The 19,331-nt window shown below is 70.6% G+C and carries 15 protein-coding genes and 2 pseudogenes; 11 read left to right on the top strand and 6 right to left on the bottom strand.

What is annotated here, in order from left to right; all coding sequences use genetic code 11:
• Nucleotides 1–217 precede the first annotated feature (217 nt).
• Together AC4OXY_RS39590 and AC4OXY_RS39585 are read right to left on the bottom strand one after the other, a co-directional pair.
• A complete protein-coding gene (locus AC4OXY_RS39590) occupies nucleotides 218–2,890 on the bottom strand; it encodes a WD40/YVTN/BNR-like repeat-containing protein (protein WP_491992128.1) in 2,673 nt (890 codons plus the stop codon).
• A 130-nt stretch (nucleotides 2,891–3,020) separates the two neighbouring features.
• Nucleotides 3,021–4,562, bottom strand: coding sequence for a sialidase family protein (locus tag AC4OXY_RS39585; protein ID WP_491992127.1), 1,542 nt, complete (start codon nucleotides 4,560–4,562; stop codon nucleotides 3,021–3,023).
• 975 nt (nucleotides 4,563–5,537) lie between these two features.
• Between AC4OXY_RS39585 and AC4OXY_RS39580 the strand changes: the two are divergent.
• Together AC4OXY_RS39580 and AC4OXY_RS39575 are read left to right on the top strand one after the other, a co-directional pair.
• Nucleotides 5,538–5,651 (top strand): annotated as a pseudogene (locus AC4OXY_RS39580) (IS5/IS1182 family transposase); the annotation flags it as partial.
• Nucleotides 5,652–6,078: 427 nt separating this feature from the next.
• A complete protein-coding gene (locus tag AC4OXY_RS39575; protein ID WP_491992126.1) occupies nucleotides 6,079–7,257 on the top strand; it encodes a copper resistance D family protein in 1,179 nt (392 codons plus the stop codon).
• A gap of 275 nt (nucleotides 7,258–7,532) precedes the next feature.
• Here AC4OXY_RS39575 and AC4OXY_RS39570 read toward each other — a convergent pair whose 3' ends face one another.
• On the bottom strand, nucleotides 7,533–8,597 hold the full coding sequence (locus tag AC4OXY_RS39570; protein WP_491992125.1) for a S1 family peptidase: 1,065 nt from the start codon (nucleotides 8,595–8,597) through the stop codon (nucleotides 7,533–7,535).
• 397 nt (nucleotides 8,598–8,994) lie between these two features.
• Between AC4OXY_RS39570 and AC4OXY_RS39565 the strand changes: the two genes are divergently transcribed.
• From AC4OXY_RS39565 to AC4OXY_RS39555, 3 genes are all read left to right on the top strand, one after another.
• Nucleotides 8,995–9,435, top strand: a complete 441-nt coding sequence (locus tag AC4OXY_RS39565; RefSeq protein WP_356025833.1) for a guanyl-specific ribonuclease — start codon at nucleotides 8,995–8,997, stop codon at nucleotides 9,433–9,435.
• Nucleotides 9,436–9,762: 327 nt separating this feature from the next.
• Nucleotides 9,763–10,182: a ribonuclease domain-containing protein gene (locus AC4OXY_RS39560; protein ID WP_356025758.1), complete on the top strand. Its 420-nt coding sequence runs from the start codon at nucleotides 9,763–9,765 to the stop codon at nucleotides 10,180–10,182.
• Nucleotides 10,183–10,308: 126 nt separating this feature from the next.
• The gene (locus AC4OXY_RS39555) at nucleotides 10,309–10,443 is read left to right on the top strand and encodes a hypothetical protein (RefSeq protein ID WP_491992124.1); all 135 of its coding nucleotides are present in this window, start codon (nucleotides 10,309–10,311) and stop codon (nucleotides 10,441–10,443) included.
• A gap of 188 nt (nucleotides 10,444–10,631) precedes the next feature.
• Here the strand turns inward: AC4OXY_RS39555 and AC4OXY_RS39550 are convergent, their stop codons facing one another.
• Both AC4OXY_RS39550 and AC4OXY_RS39545 read right to left on the bottom strand, forming a co-directional pair.
• Entirely contained in the window at nucleotides 10,632–11,288 is a 657-nt protein-coding gene (locus tag AC4OXY_RS39550; RefSeq protein ID WP_362819823.1) for a response regulator, read from the bottom strand.
• A complete protein-coding gene (locus tag AC4OXY_RS39545) occupies nucleotides 11,285–12,493 on the bottom strand; it encodes a sensor histidine kinase (RefSeq protein ID WP_491992123.1) in 1,209 nt (402 codons plus the stop codon). The genes AC4OXY_RS39550 and AC4OXY_RS39545 overlap by 4 nt, the downstream gene beginning before the upstream one ends.
• 260 nt (nucleotides 12,494–12,753) lie before the next feature.
• Here AC4OXY_RS39545 and AC4OXY_RS39540 point away from each other — a divergent pair, with 260 nt between their 5' ends.
• The 6 genes and pseudogenes from AC4OXY_RS39540 to AC4OXY_RS39515 all read left to right on the top strand — a co-directional run bounded on the left by AC4OXY_RS39540 (nucleotide 12,754) and on the right by AC4OXY_RS39515 (nucleotide 17,798).
• Nucleotides 12,754–13,212 (top strand): hypothetical protein, encoded by a 459-nt coding sequence (locus AC4OXY_RS39540; RefSeq protein WP_362819826.1) that lies wholly within the window; start codon nucleotides 12,754–12,756, stop codon nucleotides 13,210–13,212.
• Between the two features lie 26 nt (nucleotides 13,213–13,238).
• Nucleotides 13,239–13,664, top strand: a complete 426-nt coding sequence (locus tag AC4OXY_RS39535) for a hypothetical protein (RefSeq protein WP_362819827.1) — start codon at nucleotides 13,239–13,241, stop codon at nucleotides 13,662–13,664.
• A 358-nt stretch (nucleotides 13,665–14,022) separates the two neighbouring features.
• A pseudogene (locus tag AC4OXY_RS39530) lies at nucleotides 14,023–14,079 on the top strand (hypothetical protein); the annotation flags it as partial.
• A 476-nt stretch (nucleotides 14,080–14,555) separates the two neighbouring features.
• Nucleotides 14,556–15,209, top strand: coding sequence for a response regulator transcription factor (locus tag AC4OXY_RS39525; RefSeq protein ID WP_356025764.1), 654 nt, complete (start codon nucleotides 14,556–14,558; stop codon nucleotides 15,207–15,209).
• A gap of 13 nt (nucleotides 15,210–15,222) precedes the next feature.
• Complete coding sequence (locus tag AC4OXY_RS39520) at nucleotides 15,223–16,485, top strand: sensor histidine kinase (protein WP_362819828.1); 1,263 nt, start codon at nucleotides 15,223–15,225, stop codon at nucleotides 16,483–16,485.
• A 38-nt stretch (nucleotides 16,486–16,523) separates the two neighbouring features.
• Nucleotides 16,524–17,798, top strand: coding sequence for a COG4705 family protein (locus AC4OXY_RS39515; protein ID WP_376290455.1), 1,275 nt, complete (start codon nucleotides 16,524–16,526; stop codon nucleotides 17,796–17,798).
• 154 nt (nucleotides 17,799–17,952) lie between these two features.
• On the opposite strand, the gene AC4OXY_RS39510 is transcribed toward AC4OXY_RS39515, so the two are convergent.
• Nucleotides 17,953–19,269, bottom strand: coding sequence for a HAMP domain-containing sensor histidine kinase (locus tag AC4OXY_RS39510; protein WP_491992122.1), 1,317 nt, complete (start codon nucleotides 19,267–19,269; stop codon nucleotides 17,953–17,955).
• Nucleotides 19,270–19,331: the final 62 nt, after the last annotated feature.

The raw sequence follows: 19,331 nt of genomic DNA, 5'->3' as shown, positions 1-19,331 counted from the left end.
GTCTGCATGCACGGACACCGCACCCGGACAGCGAGTTGACGGCAGGAAGCCGCTGCGCTGGCCGCACGCATCGGGGCGGTGACCGTCACGTGGGGGCCCGGGAATGCGCCCCCTTTCACGCTGCGGCTGAGTGAATCCGAACGCCGGACGGCCGGTGCGTCCCCGGGAACGGGGTGCGCACCGGCCGTCGTCAGCGTTCGGGACGTACGGGGCGTGATCAGTCCTTACGGGCCTTGAGGCGCCGTACGTCGAAGGACCGGATGCCGCGTCCGTGCGTGGCGGCGTACAGCTTGCCGTCGGGGCCGAGGCGGAGCTGCATGACGGCCGTGGTGGGCAGGTCGTGTCCCAGGACCTGCCACTGGGTGGCGCCGGCGGGGCGGTAGAAGGTGGCGAGGTCGGTGCCGAGGGCGAGGCCGCCGTTCGGGAGGAGCTTGACCGTGTCGGCGGGGACGTCGGGCAGGTTGGCCGAGATGTCCGTCCAGCTCGCGCCGCCGTCCTTGGTCTCGAAGACGTGGCCGACGCCCGCGCCGGGGCCCTCGGTGAAGCGGCGGGAGAAGCCGTTGATCGCCACGTACACGTGCTGGGCGTTGGCCGGGTCGATCTCGAAACCGGAGATGTACCGGTTGGGGACGGTGCCGTCGACCGGGAGGTTCAGCTGGTGCCATCCGGTGCCGTCGGCGTTGCCGACCGCGATGCCGCGGGTGAAGCCCTGGTTGTTGCAGGGCCCGCACCAGCCGACGTAGACCGTGCCGCCGGAGGACGCCACGGCGGTGGCCACGTGGCCCTCGCCGAGGTCGTACGCGTTCGTCCACTCCTTGCCGGAGCGGATGGCGAAGCCCTTGGTGTTCACCCACACGTGCCGGCCGCCGGCGATCCAGGTGTTGGTGTCCTTGGCGTCTGCGGCGATCGGCGCGATGAAGCGGGCGCCCGCGCCGCCGAGGTCCTTGTCCGGCGGGGCGACCTCGAACTCGGTGGCCTTCGTCGGGTCCGTCGACCAGGAACCGTCGTTCACGCCGCAGTTCTGCGTCACCCACATGTCGAGGTAGACGTACTCCTGGGCGATGTTGCAGCCGTTGGCGGGGTCGGTGATGGTGTCGCCGCCGTCGCCGCCGAAGTTGGAGCCCATGACCTTGTCACGGCCGCGCAGGATCGACTGGCCGTTGTCCTGGAGACCGCCGGTCACCGAGACGCCGCCGTACGTGAGGTCCTTGCCGACGCCCACGGAGTAGTACTGCAGGGTGTCGATGGTGCCGTCGTTCAGTGACTGCCAGTCCTTGGCGTGACCGCCGGAGTCGACCGCGCCGTTCAGCGGGCGGCGGTAGATGCCGCCGTCGTTGCCGACGTACGCCCAGGTCTTGCCCCGGTAGCTGCCGATCGCGACGGCGTGCTGGTCGGAGTGGACGGTGGGCGAGCAGTCACCGGTCTGCTTGGCCGGGTCGTTGCTCCAGCAGGGGAAGGGGAAGTTCCAGTACGGGCCCGGGGTCGTCCAGCTCTGGCCGGCGTTCTTGGTCTCGAAGACCTCTTCGAGGCCGAGGTAGAGGTGGTCGGCGTTGGCCGGGTCGACCTGGAGGAACTGGTTGTACCAGGACTGGATGCCGGGCATGTAGCCGGCGGTCTGCAGCGCCGACCCGGACGCCTTCAGCTTGGTGTAGTCCGCGATCAGCGTCCACGGCCCGAACGGCGAGCCGTTCTTCGAGACGTACACGCCCTTGAGCCCGCTGTCCGGGTTGGCGGCCATCTGCGCCGGGGACTGGTCGATGGCGTACAGGCGCGAGCCGTCGGCAGCGGCGGCGAAGGTCATGTTGCCGACGTCGCCGCTGCCGGTGGGCAGGTCGCCGAGTCCGGTGACCGGCTTCCAACTGCCGTCGCCCTGCTCGGCGTACAGGCCGTTGTAGGTGTCGCCGCCGCGCCAACCGACCGCAAGCAGAACCTTGTTCGGATCCTTGGGGTCCACGGCGATGTCGTTGGCGATGTTCTTGTACGGCGCGCTCGAGTCGTCCGCCTTCGAACCGCCCGGCAGATAGTCGGGGTTGGGAGCGAACTCCTGCTTCCAGGGCCCGGACAGGGTGGTCGTCGAGTGCGACCACACGCCGGTGCTGGTCGCCGCCCACACCTTGGCGCCGGCGAAGCGCAGGGCGTGGATGACGGTCGACTCCAGTTCGGCGCCACCGACGCGGTCACCGGGCTGGAACTGCCCGTGACGCGGGTCCTTCAGGACGTACACGCCCGTGCCGACGAAGGACGTCGCCCCGGTGTTGGACTCGCCCGTGGCGTACCAGAGCCGCTTCTGGCCGTCGAGGGAAAGGGTGCCGGTCGACAGGGACGGGAGCCTGTCGGAGATCGGCTTCCAGTGGCCGCCGCCGGTCGTGGACCGGAAGACCCCGCCGTTGGCGCCGCCCGCGTACACATAGCCCTGGTCGTCGGCGGCGATCCCGGTGATCCGGCCGGTCACCTCGCCCGCGCCGCCACTGGAGTTGGAGTTGACGTCGCGGTAGCGGGGGTCGTCGGAGTTGTATGCCTTCTTGGTGACGTGGTCCCAGCTGCCGCTCGTGTGCTTCATGGACTGGAGCTGCTGCCAGGCCGCCCCGTAGGCGCCGGGCGCGACCACGCCGGGGGCAGTGCGTGCCTCGGTGAACTGGGCAGTCGCCTCGGCGGAGTTCTCCGCCTCGTCGGCGCCCCCGTCATCGCCCCCGGAGGCGGCCAACGCGGACAACCCATGGCCCGCGTGCACCGCCTTGATGTGCTGGCGGCCCACGGCGGCTTGGTGGCGTGCCTGCCAGGGCCGCGGTCTGGCGTTCGACGCCGCGAACGACTGGGTGCTTACCAGTCCGAACGCGGCCGCTACGACGGTGCAGGTGATGAACCGTCGCTGGTACTTCGGGGGCAACATGCCCTCTCCTCCCTGCACCGGGCATATGGGGGTGTCCCGGCACAGAGGGGATCTTGGCGTGACCACAACAGTCACACAAAGGGCTCACAGGAAAAATGGTGGGCTGTTTACCTTGCGGCGCGTCAGCACATCAACGGACGATCCTGTACGGCCTGGCCGCGTGCCGAACTGCCGCCTGCGGTGTGGCCGTAGCCCCCACAGAGGGGCCGTAAGACCCACCCGTCAGGAACAGGCCGCTGTATGCGTCCGTGGAGTCCTGCGGCGCGTCGGCATTGGTCTCGACGAACAGCGGCCGTACGGCGACGGGACCGTCAGTGGCGAGGCCCTCGTAGTCGCCGAGGAAGTGGCCTCCTGCGTAAGGGGCCCGGAGCCAGTCGAAGACCCGCGAGATGCGGCGCTCGGTGGCGTGGTTCTCCGCGCCGCGCGGGAAGGTGAGCAGCCAGGCCGCGGCGGGGAGGGTGGTCGTGTTCCCGGCGGTGAGGTAGCGCAGGTCGTAGTAGGTGATCGCGACCGAGCCACGCGCGTCCACGCTGATGGAGGGCGTGAAGGCGGGTGCGGAGGCGACGGAGTTGACCCGCTTCGGAGTCGACCAGGTCCGGCCGCCGTCAGCGGAGTGGACCATTTCCACGGAGTTGTGGGCACCCCCGCTGAAGTCCGAGCCCTCGTAGGCGACGTAGAGCTCGCCGGTGTGCGGGTCGATGGCGACGTTCGGCAGGTCGCCACCCGCCCGCAGGGACTTGGTCGCGTCAGTGGGGGCGTTGGGATCGACTTCGGGTACGGACGTGTCCTTGGCGACCGTGACCGGCTTGCTCCACGTGCGGCCCTGATCGGTCGATCTCACGACGGCGAAGTGGAGGTCGGTGGGCGTGAAGGTGCCGGTCGCGTAGTCGATGTCGTATGTCTGCCAGTCGAAGACGTCGTAGAGGGTGTCGGTGCGCGGGTCGACGACGATGACGTTGCCGATGGTCTGCGAGTGGGGCACGACCGAGGTGTCCACGAACGGGCGGGCCGTGGACCAGTGCCGGCCGCCGTCCCGGGTGACGGAGATGTAGGAGGGCCCGTCGTAGACCTTGGCGGAGTCGTCCTCGTCGATGCGGTCCCAGACCTGGTAGGCGACGCCCGGATGGACGGGGTCGGCGGTCACGGCGTTCTTGTCGTCGGTGAACTGGGCCTGTGTGTCGTCGATCAGGGGGGTGGTGTGGGTCCAGGTGCGCCCGCCGTCGTACGACGTCGAGGCGGCCACGCCGTTGCGCGCGTCGGTGGCGTCGAACACCAGGCCGCTGGCGTAGACCGTGCCGTCGGGGCCGGTGCTCACCCAGCCGTCGGACGCGCGCTGGTAGTTGAGCCCGCCCGGCGCGCAGTGCGAGAACGGCAGCGGGGTCTCGGTGAAGTGCCGACCGTCATGGGTGTACGTGGCGGTCAGCCCCCGGGCTCCGCCGTTGGACCAGCGGTCCTGCTGGAAGATCCCGACCGCGTCACGCGGATCACGGGGACTTGTGGTGACGTACGGTTCGGCCTCCGCCGACGGGTAGTTGGTACCGGTCCCGTCGCCGCTGATGTCACAGGCGGCGTAAGGATCACCGGGCGAGACCAGGCCAACCGGCTGGCCGTCGCCCGCGGCAGCCGAGTTGCCCACGGTGGCGACGAGCAGGAACGCGGCAGCAGTGGCCACGAGAGAGGCTCTTGTACGTGTGCGCATGGCGATTCCCCCAACTCTCCGAAGAACGGACCGTCTTGGGCTGTGCTGGCGCGGACACGGTCCCGGTGTCACCGGGACACGAGTCGCCTGGAGCCTAGTCCTGGGCCGTGGGAGCGGAGTTGAGGGAGCGGTCAAGGGCACGTCAATTATCGGATGCCGTCGATCAGCGGCGCAGGACCTCCGGGAACCGGCCGGGCGCCGGGGTGGCGCCGCCCGTGCGAGTGCCGTCACGGTGACCGGCGAGGCAGCAGGCAGCGCGGCGATGCGGCGGCTTTCCGGGCGTGCATCGTGCGGGGCGCGGACCCGTGCGGTGACCCGGTGGCGCAGTTACGCCAGTGCGGTAGCGGGGCCTGGGCCAGTGCCGGCGAGGGCGGCGCGGGCAGGAGAGCGGGCCGCGGGCGGCCGGGCGGCCACCGCCTGGGCGGCGTCCTCGTCGGCCCTGCGCACGGGACTCACCACCGTCCGGGCTACCGGTGCCGCCACGGCCTCACCAGCGCCACCCGGCCCGACCCCGGTCGCGCACCCAACGCCTGCCTGCGCGAAGACCAGGTACTGCCACACCTGCCGACCCTGCATCTCCGCCTCACCGGCCGCCTGGATCCTCCGGGCTCGGCACCCGCTAGCCGTGGCCCGACGCCGCAACGACGAACACCCGCCCCGGCCAGGAGCCGGAAGCGGGTGCCGATGTCCCCTGCTCTGAATGGGTGTGCCGGTGCGGTTAGAGCAGGGCTCCGACGAGACCGAGAACTGCCTCAAGCAGGCTGCTGAGGATCATCTGCATACTCCTTCTGTAGGGCGGTGCCGCCACGACCGATTCTCAATATAAAGTGCAAACCGGGCAATTTCTGATGATCCGACGGGGTGTCGGCCGGGCCGGGAACCGGCTCGATCTCGCGTGACGCCGAGTGCGCGGCATGGGCCCTGCCGCGAGCCGCGTAAGGCGGCTCCAGCCCGGTCGAGCGGACCTTCCCTCAACTCAAGCCCTGGCGCGTCTTCCGCCGCGCCCGCTGCAGCCCCAACCGCTCGACGTCAATATCCAAGGCCGTTCTCGCCCTGGAGCAGCACGGCGGAAGAAGCTCAATGGGTGTCTCCGGAGCGGCCACTGATTTGCCTTCAGTTCCTTGCCTGCCTCGCTCGATCCAGGCACTTTCCCGCCGCAGCCGCGCCGACCCGTCGCGGTCCGCGCCACCGCCCCGCCGGAGAGCCGGCCCCGCCCGTCGACTGCTTCGGCATCCTCCCGGAGACCAAACGGAGGCTGTGGCGGGCCACCGCACGGGGCTGGCACCTGCACTCCGCGTCACCGTCCCAGCCGGCCGAGGAGTACCGCACCTACCCACAGAACAACGCTGCGCACGCGGCGCGCGTTGACCAGCCCCTCTCTCCCCGGGGTGACGCGGGGCGTGCAGCGGTCGTCAGCCGTAAGCCGTACGCCGGGGCTGGCCGGCGTCCCGCGTCACCCGCCTCCTCGAACTTAGGTTAGCCTTACCTCATGAGCGCACTCCTGCTGGCCCAGGACACGGCCGGATACACCCTGCCCACAACCTGGCGGGCCGTGACCAAGACCGGCTACTTCATCGGCCTGACCGGTTCCATCGGCGGTCTCGTCACCTACGCCGCCACCGTCCGCCCCGCGTTCAGGAGTTCACCGGCCGCGAGCGACGACGTCGTTGTGGTGCGCCACCGCTCGGCGATATGCCTCGCCTGGTCGGGCGTGGTGCTGCTGGTGACCGGCTACCTCCAGCTCGCCGCGCGCGTCGCCCGGGCGGGCACGGGCATGCCGTTCGGCGACGCCCTCGCCCCGGAACACATATGGCAGTTCCTGCGGGCACCCGCCGACAAGGGCGCCTGGATCGCACAAGGCACCATATTCCTGGTGCAGAACCTCGTCCTCCTCGTCACCGCCGCCAGCCTCACGGCCCTGTTCGCACACAGCGCGCGGCGCCATCTGGAGCCGATCGCCCGCACCGCCCTGCCTCTCGCGCTGGCGGTGACGCTGATCACCGCCGTCCCGGCCATTGCCCCGCAGACCGCGGACGCGCTCCTGGACCTGGTCTTCACCCAGATCCACATCATCAGTGGCACGGTGTGGCTGGGCGGCCTGGTCCTGCTGAGCGTCCTCGCCGGTGCCCGCCGCCGCCTGGGCCCGGACGCGGGTGTGCTCTGGGCCGACATGTGGCGCCGCTTCAGCCTCGTCGCGATGATCTGCGTCGCCGCCGTCGTCGTCTCGGGTCTGTGGATGAGCTGGGAACACGTCGGTGGGATCAGCCAGTTGTGGAGTACCGGCTACGGTCTCGCCCTGCTGGTGAAGATCGTCCTCGTCCTGGGACTGGTCCTCGCGGGCGCCTTCAACCAGTTCTGGCTGATGCCACGCATGGTCCAGGCCCGCCGCGCAGGCGAGAGCGCCTCGCTCTTCCATCTGACGCTGCGACACTTCCCCAAGGTCGTGTGGAGCGAGGTCGCCCTGGGCCTGGCCGTCCTCGTGGTGGTTCCCTTCCTCACCGGCTCCGCCCGTACCGAAGCCGGCAGCCCGCAGGCCGAGCCGTCGGCCGGCGTCTTCGTCGCGGGCGCGACACTCGCACTCGCCCTCGCCGCGTCCCTCTACGCCACTGCCAAGGCATCCGAGGCACTCTCCCGCCGGCCGGCCACCACCACCGCCGATCCCGTCTGACCAGCCAAGTCGCCGGGCCCACTGCCTTGCCACCGCGCTGCACGCCGCCCTGTACGGAGACCTCCCGCCCTCGGACCGCGCCGAGCCCCCAGCATCACCACTCCACCACGACGGGACCTACACCACCGGCCGTGGTCTCGCCGGGCATGCCGTCCTGGCCGGTGAACAGCGGATCAACCTCATCTGGGAGGAATCCGTCAGCAGCGCCGGCCCCCGGGCGATCCGGGGGCCGGTTCATGCCGTTGAGCGGAGCCGTTCGGCCCGAGGCCCGGGGGTCAGCCGATCTGTGCGCCGTACGCTGCAAGGGCGGCCGGGACGGGCTGGAAGAAGGTCTGGCCGCCGTTGGTGCAGTCGCCGCTGCCGCCGGAGGTGAGGCCGAGGGCGCTCTCGCCGTCGAAGAGGGCGCCGCCGCTGTCGCCGGGCTCGGCGCAGACGTCGGTCTGGATCAGTCCGCTGACCGTGCCTTCCTGGTAGTTGATGCTGGCGTTCAGGGCTTGGACGGTGCCGTCGTGGACCTGGGTGGTGCTGCCGCTGCGCTGTACCTTCTCGCCGACGACGGCGTCCGCGGCCTTGGTGATCTTCTGGGTGCTGCCGTTGTAGAGGTCGACCTCGCTGGGGTGGTCGGTGTTGTCCGTGTACTTGGCGATCGAGTAGTCGTTGCCCGGGAACGTGGACTGCTGGGTGGTCGCGATCGTCTGGCCGCCTTGCTGGTCGGACCAGTCCTTGACGTCGTTGCCGCAGTGGCCGGCGGTCAGGAAGTACGGCTGGCCGTCCTTGACGACGTTGAAGCCGAGCGAGCAGCGGGCGCTGCTGCCCCAGATCGCGTCGCCGCCGGCGATGAGGGGCTTGAACTCGCTTTTGGTGTAGTGGATTTCGACGGTGTCGCCGAGGCTCTTGGCGACCTTGGTGAGCCGGTCCAGCTTGGCGCCGGTGACCGTGCGGTCGGCCGTCACCACGACCTTGTTGGCCCTGGGGTCCATGGCCCAGGCGGTGCCGGGGATGGTCGCCTGGGCCTTCAGGGTCTGCCGGGCCGCGTCGAGCTGCGCCATCGAGTGCCGGACGATCCTGGCCTCGGCGCCCTTGGCCCGGACGGCCGCCGCGGACGTCTCGTCCACCACGTTGACGACCAGCTTCTGGGCCTTGGCGTCGTAGAACGCGCCGGCCGTACCGCTCTTGAGCTGGGACGCCAGGGTGGTCGCGGCGGAAGGGGAGAGCCTGGCCGCCGGGGACGCGGGGGCGGCCTGGGCGTTGGTGAGGGTGAGGCTGGCGGTGGCGGCGAGCGCGAGCGCGCCCGCGCCGGCCAGCATCGTACGGCGGTGACGTATGCGGTTGTGCTTCAACTGACTGCCTCTCGTGGGGGGATGGGCCCTGAATGTGGGGAGTCACGCGGGCCCGGGAGGTAGGTGTGACATGCCTGGCACGGGACGAGTCACCCGCCCTAGCGGATGTCACGTCCATGCCAAGCACCGTCGCTTCAGTATTCGCACCTGCCCCACCCGTACACAAGGCCGGACTCCCGCCCCACGCACATAAGTTCACGCTTGCGCCACATCTTGTTCACACCGCTGTCCGCCCATCCGGATCCGGAGTCCGGACACCGGAGGGCCCCAGGCGAGGCCCGGCCGGTCGATGACAGTGAGACGATCAGGGCGCCTTGAGGTGCCTCGGTGAACTCCCGGGAAACTTCACTCGTTTAATGTTGACAGGGGCATGTCTACGCGCGTCATGCTGGGCGGCATGAACTTCCCCCCACAGATCACCAGGATCGGCACCGCGGGCGCCCTCGCCGCAGCCCTGCTCTTCGGCGGGACCGCCGTGGCCGCGGCACCCGCCGTCGCCGCCACCGCTCACGCAACGACGACGCACGCCAACGTCGTCCACGCCAGCGACATCGGGAACATCTGCTACTCCCAGCTCCCCTCCCAGGCGCACGACACCCTCAGCCTGATCGACCAGGGCGGCCCCTTCCCCTTCCCCAAGGACGGGACCGTCTTCACCAACGTCGAAGGCGTCCTCCCGCCCCAGAGCGCCGCCGACTACTACCACGAGTACACCGTGATCACGCCCGGTGCGCCGACCCGTGGCGCACGGCGCATCGTGACCGGCGAGCAGTCCCAGGAGGACTACTACACCGCCGATCACTACAAGACCTTCAACCTCATCGACCGCACCTGCTGACCCCCACCAGCACCGGCTGACGAACCGTCCGCACGGCGGCCAGGCTGCACCGGTACCCCGGCTTGCGCCGGGAAGTCACTTCGGCGGCAGCGTGATGCAGAAGGTGCCGAGGCGGTACTGGGCCACCTGTACCGCCACGGCACCGAACTCCGTCAGACCGAGCGGCCGAAGGCCGGCGGCCTGCCACCGCGACTGAAGCGCAATGCGCCAGAACCACACGGCAATTGACCCGCGTGCGTAACCACCAGTGCACCCGGTTGTTACGCACGCGGATCAGAGTGTCATGCACATTTCATACCCATGTTCACCTCAAACTTGGAGGATTCCTTGCTGACTCTGCGACGTCCCCAGCTGTCCTGGGCCAGGCGATTCGCGGTGCTGCTCGCCGCCATCGCGTCCGTGCTCAGCGTGTCCGCGATCAACAGCCCCGCCGCGAACGCGGCGGTCTACAGCTCCTGCAACATCGCCGGATGCTCCGACGCGGCCTCGGCCAACTCGACCTGGTCCGACCTCGGTTACCCCACCTCCCGGGGCTGGGTCGACTGGCCGGACGGCCAGTGCAGCTACGCGGGCGGCGAGTTCTACAACAACGACGGGCAGCTGCCCTCCGGCGACACGTTCTACGAGTACGACGTCTACCCCCGCGCCTGCGGCGCCCACCGGGACGCGGTCCGGATCGTCGTCGACTCCAACACCGGCGCGGTCTGGTACTCCCCCAACCACTACACCGACTTCTACCAGCTCTGACACACCAGCAGGCACCGCTCACGCGTGCAGGCCGGCACACTGGGCGAGAAGCCGTACCTGCCTGAGGACAGGGCCTCCCGGTAGCTCGGGGATGAGAATCCAACCGAGCAACACCGGGAGGCCCTGATGTCGTTGTCTCGCGCCTCCGAGTCCGTCCACGTCAACTCGTTCGCAGCATCGGGTGATTGCCTCGCGCACGCGTACGGCAACGCGGCCGACCAACCGGACCGGATGCGCCGGCGCAAGCAGATCCTCGCGTGATGTCGCATCGTGGCCGACGATCGTCGCGGTTCAAGCGGAGGCCGTCCGCGAATCCCAGTAGAGCCCGGATCTCGCCGGCGGCGACGGCGCGTTCAGTCGGTGACAGCGCTCCAGATCTGTGCCCGGTTGACAACTGATAGTGGTTCGGATCGCTTGTCGATCTTGTTGGATGAGGCGTCCACGGACGTCTACGGCCAGTCCGTTAGTCCGGCGCGGACGGCCAGCACCACGAGTTGGGCCCGGGAGCGGGCGTTGAGCTTGGTCATCACCCGGGTCACATGGGTGCGGACGGTGGCCGGGGAGAGGAACAGCGCGTCGGCGATCTCGTTGTTGGACCTGCCGGTGGCCACCCAGGCGGCGATCTCGCGTTCCCGTTCGGTGAGCGTGTCCAGGCCCTCGACTGCCGCAGGGGGCGCCCAGCGCTTGGCGAAGGTGCTCACCATGAGACGGGTGACGGAGGGCGACAGCAGTGCCTCTCCTGCCGCCACCACCCTTACGGCATGCACCAGTTCGGTGGGTGCGCTGTCCTTGAGGATGAAGCCGCTGGCACCGGCCTGAAGCGCCTCGAACACATACTGGTCGATCTCGAAGGTGGTGACCACGATGACCCGAACGGCACGCAGATCCGGGTCGGCGGCGAGGTGGCGCAGCAGCTCCAGCCCATCCATCCCCGGCATCCGGATGTCCAGCAGCATCACGTCGGGCAGGCTACGGCGCAGCTGCGCGAGGGCCTGTCGGCCGTTGTCGGCCTCGCCGACCACCTGCATGTCGTCCTCGCGGTCGACCATGACCCTCAGGCCCATGCGGACCAGCTGACTGTCGTCGACCAGCATCACCCGGATCACGCTGTCTCCTCCGGCACGGGAAGTCGGGCCTCCACCTGGAACCCGCCCCCTTCGCGTGGCCCGGCCTCCAGCCGGCCGTCCAGCTCTTCGACCCGGCGGCGCATGCCGGCCAGCCCGCGGCCCGGCGGCCCCACGGTATCGGGCCTGCCGCGCCCGCGGTCGGCGACGCGGACCAGCACCTCCCCGTAGTGCCGGCCGATGGTGACCCGGGCCGTCGTGGGTCCGGCGTGGCGCCGCACATTGGTCAGCGCCTCCTGCACAACCCGGAACACCGCGGCGCTCACCGGCTCGGGCAGCCGCTCGCCGAAACCATCGCCCGTCATCTCGGACTCCAGCTCCGACTCCACCTCGACCTCCACCGGCACCCCGCCGGCCCGGACATTCTGGATCAGGTCGTTGAGCCCCACGACCCCGGCCGGATCGGCGGGGCGCTCCGTCACAGCAGCCGATCGAGCCGGCACGGTCCTACCCGAATGCGGATGGACGGCGTCCAGCATCTTCCGCAGATCGGCCAGCGCGGTGGAGCTGGTGTCGCAGACCGCAACCAGAGAGCGACGCGCCTGCTCCGGCTGCTCCTCGAAGACCAGCAGCGCGACCTGTGCCTGCATGGTGATCAGCGCGAAACCGTGGCCGGCGATGTCGTGCACCTCGCCGGCGATCCGCATCCGCTCCTCCAGCGCGGTCCTGGCGATCAGATCCTGGCGGGCCCGCCGCCGGGCCGCGTCCAACACGTGGATCAGCGCGCCCAGCGACCACGGCAGCACACTCCAGCTGCTCCACGCCAGCGCCAGCAGTGCGACGGCGCGCAGCTCGCCGAACTCCCGGACGAGGATGGTCGCTGAGGAGAGCGCCGAGGCCGCTCCGCAGGCCGTCGCCGAGACCGTCAGCGGCCGCTGCCGCGCCACCTCGAACACCGCGATCACCAGGCACAGCAGCACCGGCCCGTAGGGGTAGCCGACCAGCAGGTAGGCGTTGACCAGCAGCGTCGTAGCGACGAGGGCCCCGAGCGGAGCCACTCGCCGGAAGGCCGTCGCCGCCACGGCGGCCGCCACCAGGAACAGCCCGCCGGGCACGTCCAGGCGGCGGCCGGTCTGTCCGGAGGCCGCCGGCACCGAGCCGGCGACGACCACCGCCGCGAACACCGCTGCGAGCAGCACGTCCGTTCGCGCCGGACGCGGAAGCCGCTCGCTGATCACCGTCACCATGCAGCCCAGCATGCCCCGCGAGGAGCGGCCGGGGCATCAGCGTTGCGCTGATGCGGCCGTACGTCAGCCGACGTACGCGCGCGGTTCCGATGCCGCTTTGCGCCCGATGCGGCCGCCGCCGCTCGGCGCCGACCATGGGTTCCGGCTTCGAGGATCCGGCTGTGTCAAGGGCGACCACCTGCCCATCGACCACCGTCCGTGGGACGACATCAACGCCGTCCCCTACCCATCACCACCCGTCAGCGAGGGAGGGCTGTCTCATGGCAGCACAGGCACGGCCCCACGACCACGGGATGTCGAATCCCGTGACACCGCCGCGGCGCGGCACGGCGGCGGCCTGGACCGCGATCGGCCGGACCCATGGTCGGCACCGTACGTTGCTGATCGCCACCTGCGCAGCCCTGATCCTGGCCGCCATCAGCGACGCCGCCACCGGCTACGACGGGCCGGGCCCGTTCATCTACCCGGGGTTCGCCGTGGCGGTGGCGCTGGTCCGGTGGCGGTTCACCCCGCTCTTCGCCACGGCGATGAGCGTCTTCTTCCTCTTCGGAGGAATGGCCTCGCCCGCCTTCGTGAACTGGCTGACCAGCCCGGACCGGGTGCTGAACTTCACCGCCGGCTGGGTGCAGATGCTCAGCTTCGCCGGCGCAGCCGTTCTCTCGGTCGCCGCGGTCGTAAGCGCCCGGCGCACCGTACGGACCTCCCACACCCACTCGTGACGCATAAGAGTAAGAAGGAGTCCCCCATGCTTCGACTGCCTGCCATGAGCCGCAGCACCCTCATCACCTTCGGCGGAATGCTCGTGGGCATCATGGGTCTGATCATCCAGTGGATCGCCGACCCCTCGAAATTCTCCGAGGCGGGTGGCACCTTCGGCATCCCGTTCCCGCCCGGCATCCTGTTCATCGTCGGATTCGGCCTGCTGTCGCTGTTGACAGCCCGCTGGTGGTGGCACCCGGTCTTCGCGGTACTCATCGCGTTCTGGATCGTCGGTGCCGGCAGTATGGCCGACAAGCTCCAGCCCAACCTGGTCTCCGACAACGACGGCACAGTGGCCGGCACCGTCATCATGGCCGTCGGCCTGATCGTCGCCTTCTCCGCCGGACTCGTCAGCATGTTCACTGCCCGCCGAGCCCGAAAGTCCACCCGGAACCACCCCAGCACCATCTGACTGACCGCACTGCACCCTCATCCCACCCCCGGCAAACCGGCAGCCCGGGAGGCAGGCTGGGGGGCAGTGGGTCCCAAGCGTGGCGGACCAGGCTCCTCGGCCTGGAACACGTGCAACAGGCCCGTGTGATGACCGGCTGCGGCGGCGTCCGGGCCGGGCTGTCGTCCTGTCCTACGCCGCAGCCCTGCTCGTGCCGGGTCCCGGCCTGTGGCTGCGCCACTCCCACGCGCTGCCACTCCCACGCGCTGCCACTCCCACGCGCTGCCACTCCCACGCGCTGCCGCTCGGACCACTGATCCGACTGTCGGTGTCCACCGCACCGTGCCTGCTGTGGCTGGTGCTGTTCCCGATCGTGGCGATGCCCGTGGCGGCCGGCGCCACGGTGTGGACCGGCAAGGGCGACGGCGACCAGCCCACCATGGTCGGCCTGGTCCTCGCCTCCACCCTCCTCAGCCCGCTCACCACACCGCTGGCCCTGCACGGCGGGCATTCTGGTCCGCCTCGCCCTGCCCCCGTCCCTGCTCGTCCGAGTACTGGGCACAGTCGCGCCTGCGGCCCTGGCCGGCTGGCTGGTCCTGACCTGCGTCAACGCCGACTGCGCCCTCGGCTCCTTCGTCGCCCGGCCACGCTCGCTGCTGCTAGGTGCCGCGCTGGTCGTGGCGGCACTGGTCCGCCGGCTGTCGTTCGTGCTCGGCCGGTGCGCGGCGCGGCTGCTGCGGCTGGACCCGCCCACTGCCGCCTCGCTCACCCTCGCCCGCGGCATGAACAACAGCAGCGCCGGCGCCGTACTGATCAGGGCAGGGGCGGCGGGCACCAGCGGCCTGCTCCCCTCCGTCAGGCGGCTGACCAGGGAAGATGGAGAACCGGGACGGGAGTATCTAGGGTCTGCACGTGGCCTTCATCATGGTGTGCGAGGACGACGCGGCGGTCCGCGGCGTCCTCAGGCGCGCCCTGGAACACGACGGCCACACCGTCTGCGTCGCCGCCACGGCCGACAGCCTGCTGCGGCAGCTCGCACCGGCGCCCCATCTGGTCGTCCTGGATCTCGGGCTCCCGGACGCCGACGGCCGCGACGTCTGCCTGGCCCTGCGGGCTCGCGGCGTCGACGCGCCGGTGTTGATGCTCACCGCCTTGGACGGCCTGCATCACAAGGTGGGCGGCTTCGAGGCCGGCGCCGACGACTACATGACCAAACCCTTCGACATCCCGGAACTGCTGGTCCGCGTCCGAGCGCTGCTGCGCCGGGCCACGGTGGCGCCCGCACCGCGCGAGGTCGTCCTCGATCCGGCGAAGCACGTGGTGACCTACGATTCGGTGAGCATGAGCCTGACCCCGACCGAGTTCCGGCTGCTGGGCCGCCTGATCGCTTCGCAGGGCGACGCGGTGCGCCGCCACGCCCTCATCGCTGCCGGCTGGCCGCACGGAGCGCAGGTCAACGACAACACCCTCGACTCCTTCGTGCGCCGGCTGCGGACCAAGCTCGGTCCGCTGGGTGTGGCCGAGCGTCTGGCGACCGTCCGCGGCGTGGGCTACCGATGGCAGTGACGGGACGAAGGCAGTGACGGGATTCCGCAAGCGAGTCGTCGCGCTCACCGTGCTGATCGCCACCGCCGTGGTCGCGATTCTGGTCGTGGTCTCGCACGTGCTGCTGAGCCGGGTCACGGACGCCGACGCGCGCGATCTGGCGCGTACCCGCGCCGAGGCGGTCGGGGCGAACGTCACCACCGTGGGCGGCCGTGTCGTGCTGACGGAGAACCGCAGCGAGGCGCTGGACGAGGTCGCCTGGGTGTACGCCGACGGACGCCTGGTCGACGGGAACGTACCGGCAGGCATGGTCGAGCGCGTCGAGGCGCTGGCAGGCGCACGGCGCTCGCAGACCGCCGCCGTCGGCGACTACCTCCTGTACGCCCGGAAGGTCCCTGTCCACGGCCATCACGTCATGGTGATCGTCCGGGTGGACCTCACGCCCTACGAGACTTCCGAGCGGCGCAGCCTGACCTTGTCGCTGATACTGGGCGGCCTCGCGGTCCTCCTCGCCGGTGGTGTCGCGCACCTCGTGGTGCGCCGCGCGCTGCGGGTCGTGCACGAGATGGCCGCCCTCGCCGACGACTGGAGCCATCACGAACCCGGGCGCCGCTTCGACCTCGGAGTCCCCCGCGACGAGTTCGGGGAACTGGGGCGGACCCTGGACCACCTCCTGGAGCGCGTCGACAACGCGCTGGCGGACGAGCGCCGGCTCACCGACGAGATCGCCCACGAGCTGCGGACACCGCTCACGGTCCTGCGGGCCGAGGCGCAGCTGGCGCAGCTGTCCGGTGAGCCGGTGGCGCCGGAGGCGGTGCTGAGCGAGGTCGACCGCCTCGATGCGGCGATCAGGACGATTCTGCGCGCCGCGCGCGCACGGACGGACGAGGGGACCCGGTGCGATCTGCGCTCCGCCGCGCGGCAGGCGATCGCCGGCCGCGCGGTCGAGGTCGCCTTCTCCGCGAAGGTCGAGGTCGCCGTCGCGGCCGACGTCGCCGTGTCGCTGCTGTCGCCCCTGCTGGAGAACGGCCTGCGGCATGCGCGCTCGCGTGTGTGGATCACCGCGCGCATCCAGGGTGAGGCAATCGTGGTCGATGTCCTGGACGACGGCCCCGGGTTCGATCCCGCGGAGGTCGACCGGGTCTTCGAAGCGGGTGTGACCGGCGGCGACGGGTACGGGCTGGGGCTGCCGGTGGTCCGGCGCATCGCCGCCTCGGCCGGTGTGGAGGTCCGCGCGATCGCGGACGGCCGCGGTCACGTCGAGGTGACGCTCCCGGCCGCGTGTGCGGCCACGTAGTCAGGTTGCGTGCAGGTTCCCCGCGTAAACCTCCCCGCATGACAACGACAACGGAAGCACGCACGCGCAGCGGGCGGCTCATGCTCAACAAGGTCCCCGAGGTCACCGTCTGGTTCTGGGTGATCAAGGTCCTGTGCACGACGGTCGGTGAGAGCTTCGCCGACTGGATCAACACCCAGCTGGGCGTCGGCCTGGTGAACACGGCCTGGATCTTCACCGGGGTTTTCGTGGTGGTCCTGGCCGTCCAGCTGCGGCTGAAGCGGTACGTCCCGTTCCCCTACTGGCTGACCGTGGTCGTTGTCAGCGTCACGGGCACCTTGTACACCGACATCCTGACCGACCAGCTGAACGTGCCGCTGTGGATCAGTTCCGCGGTCTTCTCGGTGCTGCTCGCGGTGGTCTTCGGTGTGTGGTGGGCGCGTGAGCGCACGCTGTCGATCCACTCGGTCACCACGCCCCCGCGGGAGTCGTTCTACTGGCTGACCGTCCTGGTCACCTTCGCGCTCGGCACCGCGACCGGCGACTGGACTCTGGAGCTGACCGGCTGGAGCCCGGGCGTCTCCGTGCTGCTGCCGCTCGGCCTCATCGCGGCGATCACGGCGCTGTGGAGGTTCGGCGCGAACCCGGTGCTGTCCTTCTGGCTCGCCTACATCCTGACCCGCCCGCTGGGCGCGAACATCGGCGACTGGCTCGCCTCCCCCAAGGTCGCACAGAACCCGGGCGACCCGACCGGTCTCGCGCTGGGCACGTTCACCACCAGTCTGATCTTCCTCGCCCTGATCCTGGCGACGGTGGTCTACCTGACGGTGACGCGCTCGGATGTGACCGAGACCCACCAGGCGACCCACGCCGCACCGGTCACCGGCGACCCGCGCAAGGAGCGCGTCGCGCTCGCCGGCTTCGGAGTGCTGGCCGTCGTCACCGCGGGCCTGCTGGTCTGGGCCCACGGTCAGCCGCACGTCGGCCCGGCGCCGGAGACCGACACCACCTCCGCCGTCCAGATGGCTCCCGGCCAGGCGGTGAAGAAGTTCCCGCCCGCGAAGGTCGGCGCGCTGCGGACCCTCGCCTCCACCTCGCTCAAGGACGCCCGCTCGGGGAACGCGGCCGGGGCCCACGCGGCCGCCCAGTCGCTGCGTGACCTGTGGGATGCCGATCAGGCTTCGCTGCAGCCGCTGGACGATACCGGCTGGACCTCCGTCGACGCCCAGATGGACAAGGTGCTCAAGACCTTCGGTATCGATCATTCGAACCCGCCGATGTCGCCGGCGCAGCAGGAGAGCGAACTGAACGCCCTCCTGGCGGACCTGGGCTGACCAGCCCCGCTGTTGCCCCGGGCTGGTCAGTCGCGGTGCCGGCGCATGCGCCGGAAGCAGGCGCCGGTGACTCGTCAGAGCTCGTACAGGCCCGGGGCACGACGCCCGCGTGCGCGTCGTCCCCGGGCTGATCGGAACCGCGGGCTGCGGCTCCTCACCCCGCTCCGTGCGACGCTTCCTCGCAGTGGACCGGGACGAGCAGGGTGAAGGTGGTCGGAGCGCTGCCGGTCAGGGAGAGCCGGCCGCCGAGGGCGATCGTCAGATCGTGGGCGAGGGCGAGTCCGATGCCCGTTCCCTGCCCGCCGTCGCTGTGGCCGCGGTCGAACAACCGAGCCGCCGGGCCGCGTACCTCGCCCTCGTCCGTGACATCGAAGGCGAGGGCGTCGTCGAGGTCGCGTACGGCCAGGCGGACCGTGCCGCGGCCGTGGACGCGGGCGTTGTCCAGCAGGATGTCGAGGATCTCCGTGACCGGTCCGCCGGGCACAGGGACGTCGTCCGGTGCGTCCCCTGCGTGGCATTCGAAGCGCCGGCCGGCCTGAGCGAACGTGCCGTGCCAGCGTTCCTCCGCGGCACGCAGCACATGGCCTATGGGACGCTCGGCCGCCCTGGGCCTGAGCGCGGCACGGGACGTGGACAGGCGCAGTACCTCCTCCACCGTGTCGTGCAGTCGCCGGGTGGTGGCGAGCGCCTCGGCCAGGACGGGGCGCAGCCGGGTGTCGTCGTCCTGCTCCAGGCCGGTCTCCAGCGTGAGCTGGAGACCGGCCAGGGGCGTACGCAGCTGATGGGAGGCGTTGGCCGCGAAGTCCCGTTCGTGTCGCAGGAGTTCGGACAGGCTGTGCAGCATCTCGTTGTGGGTGCGGGCGACCTGGTCGATCTCGGCGATGCTGCTGGGGGCCGCCCGGGCACCGAGGTCTCCTTCGGTGACGGCCCGGCAGTGGCGGGAGAGGTCCTCCAGCGGTGCGGCCAGGGCCCGCGCCTGACGGCGGGCGACGAGGACGGCGATGGCCAGCGCGACCACGGCCACACCCAGCAGAGCCGCCCACGTCAGGAAGACCCGGTCGCGCACGGCGGCGACCGGGGTGGAGGCCCGTACGACGCCGATCACCTGCTCGGCGTGCGAGACGGGCACGGTGACGACCAGGTCACCGCCCGACCGGCTCCGGACGGCCATACCGTCCAGGGCCTGGTGGACCGGGGCGTCGCCGTGCGCGGGGCCGCTGCCGGTGCGCAGCCGTGCCTGGGAGTCGTACAGGCCGACGTGTCCGCCCGCCGGGGGTGCGGGCAGTTCCACGGGGTCGCCGGTCACGTAGTCCGGGCTCACGCGGACGGCTGCGGCCAGGGCGGCCCGTTCCAGGGTGTCGCGCTGGTCGGCGTACAGGGCGGAGCGGATGGCGAGGGCTAGGGGGACGGCGAGGAGGACGACGGCGACCAGGGCGGCGACGACGGCGACTCGCACCACGCGCTGTCTCATGCCCTCATCATGCGGCCCAGCCGGCGGACCCGCCCCTGTGTGCCGCACGTTTTGCCGTCGTC

The sequence above is a fragment of the Streptomyces sp. HUAS MG56 genome (assembly GCF_058673395.1).
The sequence above is the reverse complement of the archived record's forward strand: the minus strand, read 5'-3'. Positions and strand labels throughout refer to the sequence as shown.

Bases quoted from the DNA above. Each gene is read 5' to 3' on its own strand.
- AC4OXY_RS39590 (WP_491992128.1), bottom strand. From the start codon at position 2,890: ATGTTGCCCCCGAAGTACCAGCGACGGTTCATCACCTGCACCGTCGTA.
- AC4OXY_RS39575 (WP_491992126.1), top strand. From the start codon at position 6,079: ATGAGCGCACTCCTGCTGGCCCAGGACACGGCCGGATACACCCTGCCC.
- AC4OXY_RS39565 (WP_356025833.1), top strand. From the start codon at position 8,995: ATGAACTTCCCCCCACAGATCACCAGGATCGGCACCGCGGGCGCCCTC.
- AC4OXY_RS39555 (WP_491992124.1), top strand. From the start codon at position 10,309: ATGTCGTTGTCTCGCGCCTCCGAGTCCGTCCACGTCAACTCGTTCGCA.
- AC4OXY_RS39545 (WP_491992123.1), bottom strand. From the start codon at position 12,493: ATGGTGACGGTGATCAGCGAGCGGCTTCCGCGTCCGGCGCGAACGGAC.
- AC4OXY_RS39540 (WP_362819826.1), top strand. From the start codon at position 12,754: ATGGCAGCACAGGCACGGCCCCACGACCACGGGATGTCGAATCCCGTG.
- AC4OXY_RS39535 (WP_362819827.1), top strand. From the start codon at position 13,239: ATGCTTCGACTGCCTGCCATGAGCCGCAGCACCCTCATCACCTTCGGC.
- AC4OXY_RS39515 (WP_376290455.1), top strand. From the start codon at position 16,524: ATGACAACGACAACGGAAGCACGCACGCGCAGCGGGCGGCTCATGCTC.
- AC4OXY_RS39510 (WP_491992122.1), bottom strand. From the start codon at position 19,269: ATGAGACAGCGCGTGGTGCGAGTCGCCGTCGTCGCCGCCCTGGTCGCC.